The sequence below is a fragment of the Nocardia sp. CWNU-33 genome, assembly GCF_046764895.1.
Lineage (GTDB): Bacteria > Actinomycetota > Actinomycetes > Mycobacteriales > Mycobacteriaceae > Nocardia.
The window spans coordinates 1-2,222 of record NZ_JBKOQN010000092.1 but is presented as its reverse complement, the minus strand read 5'-3'; the positions used below and the strand labels follow the sequence as shown (position 1 = coordinate 2,222).

At 64.1% G+C, this 2,222-nt stretch carries 2 protein-coding genes; both read right to left on the bottom strand.

The genetic code is table 11. The features are described 5' to 3' along the window. Nucleotides 1-72 precede the first annotated feature (72 nt). Nucleotides 73-885, bottom strand: coding sequence for an IS21-like element helper ATPase IstB (istB, locus tag ACLMAL_RS39435; protein ID WP_412003738.1), 813 nt, complete (start codon nt 883-885; stop codon nt 73-75). Next, the gene (gene istA / locus ACLMAL_RS39430; protein WP_412003737.1) at nt 885-2,126 is read right to left on the bottom strand and encodes an IS21 family transposase; all 1,242 of its coding nucleotides are present in this window, start codon (nt 2,124-2,126) and stop codon (nt 885-887) included. The genes istB and istA overlap by 1 nt, the downstream gene beginning before the upstream one ends. Nucleotides 2,127-2,222: the final 96 nt, after the last annotated feature.

Here is a 2,222-nt window from a genome sequence, read left to right as displayed (position 1 = left end):
TGTCAACGGAACGCGAATCATGACCACTTTCCGGAATCCGAATCCTGACCCCCTGGCCGGTGGGTTGATGGTTCATTCTTCTGTTGTTCCGGCAGCGGGAACGCGGCCGAGGTCGCGGTCTTTGAGCCGGTAGCTGTCGCCTTTGAGGGCGATGACTTCGGCATGATGGACGAGGCGGTCGATCATTGCCGCGGCGACGACGTCGTCGCCGAAGACCTCGCCCCAACGGCCGAAGACCTTGTTGCTGGTCACGATCAGCGAGGCTCGCTCATAGCGGGACGAGACAAGTTGGAAGAACAGGTTGGCGGCCTCGTTTTCGAACGGGATATAGCCCACCTCGTCCACCACGAGAAGCGGGTAGCGGCCGAGCTTGGTCAGCTCGGCCTGCAACCGCCCGGCGTGGTGGGCCTCGGCGAGGCGGGAAACCCATTCGGCTGCAGTGGCGAACGCTACTCGATGCCCGGCCTGGCAGGCGCGGATCGCCAGGCCGATCGCCAGATGTGTTTTGCCGGTTCCGGGCGGGCCGAGGAATACGATATTTTCTCGGGCGGTGACGAAATCCAGTGTCCCGAGGTGGGCGATCACGTCGCGTTTGAGTCCGCGGGCGTGGCCGAAGTCGAACTCCTCCAACGACTTCCGGGCCGGGAACCGCGCCGAGCGGATGCGGCCTTCACCGCCATGGCTCTCACGGGCGGAGACCTCCCGCTGCAGGCAAGCGACGAGGAACTCCTCGTGGGTCCAGTTCTCGGCGCGGGCTCGTTCGGCCAGCCGTTGCACCGATTCCCGCAGTGTCGGGGCTTTCAGCGCCCGGGTCAGGAATGAGACCTCGGCAGTCAGATCTCTTGCGGTGGTGGAGGTTTTGGTGGGTGTCTTGGTGGCGGTCATCATGCCACCCCGCCTTCGATATCGACACCGAGTGCTGTGTCGTAGTCGGTGAGGCAGCGCTGTTCGACCTCGGGTTCTGGTGCAGGCCGCAAGGCGCCGATCCGTCTGCGGCGCAACACCTTCGCTGCTTCAACATGTTCGGGATCGGAGATCGATTGGTGCCATGCCCAGATCCGCTCGTGATCAGCGACCACTCGACCACCGGAATGCACGCGGATGCGATCGAGGTCGGCGATGATCTCGACCTGACGGCCGATCACGCTCGGATGCACCGAATAGTCGTTGGAGTCCAAGCGAATGTAGTGATCGCGCGCCAGGCGCGCCGAATGCCGCCACCCCGTCTCCGGCGCCACCGGCGGCAACGCGATCATCGCCTGGCGATCGGCGGTAATCCGTTCTGTCGGAGCGCATCCCAACGCCCGCCTCGTCCGCGTGTTCACCACCGCCAGCCACTGGCTCAACTGCAGGTTGAAATCGGAGGGACCGCTGAATATTCGGCCAGGAAGAAAAGAGCGTTCCAGATAGTCGTGGGCCCGCTCGATCACGCCCTTCGCCTCGGGATCGGCGGGTCGGCAGATGACAACCTTCGCACCCAAAGTTCCTCGGAACCCCTGACATTCGGTGGTCAGCTCACTACGACCACCCCGCCACCGCCCGATCGCACCCTCACCATCCCAGACCAGCACCCGCGGCACCGCACCCAACCTGTTGATCAACCTCCACCAGCCGGCGAACAGGTCCTCAGATCGCCGGGTCGGGATCAGTACCGCCGACAACCAGCGCGAATACCCTGTCACCATCGTCAGCACCGGCAACCGCTTCGAGTCACGGACCTGACCGAAACCGACTGGCAGTGTGATCGGAGGGAACCATAGATCGCATTGGGCGATCTCCCCGGCAACATACGCCGTTCGCGACGCCGGATCCGGCGGCAGATAAACCGGCCGCAACTCGGCAACCCGACCCGAGAGCACCCGAACAGACCGGGTCCAGCCGATCCGCTCGGCGATCACCGTCGACGGCATCGTCGGATAGACCCGCAGCAGCTCTCTGATCTGCGGCTCGACCGCGTCCACGATCGAACCCTTCGCCGGACGCTCATACTTCGGCGGCCGGTCCGAGGCCAACGCGGCTCTGACCGTGTTGCGGGACACGCCCAGAACCCGAGCGATCGCCTTGAGCGGCAACCCCTCGGACCTGCGCAAACGACGAATCTCAGCCCAATCCTCCACGGAAAGCATCCCTTCGTCCTCCTGGCTCGGTTAGAGCCAGGGTCTGCGGACAGGGGGTCAAAATTCAGATGCCACGCGGTGATCAGTTTTCACGTTCCGCCGACA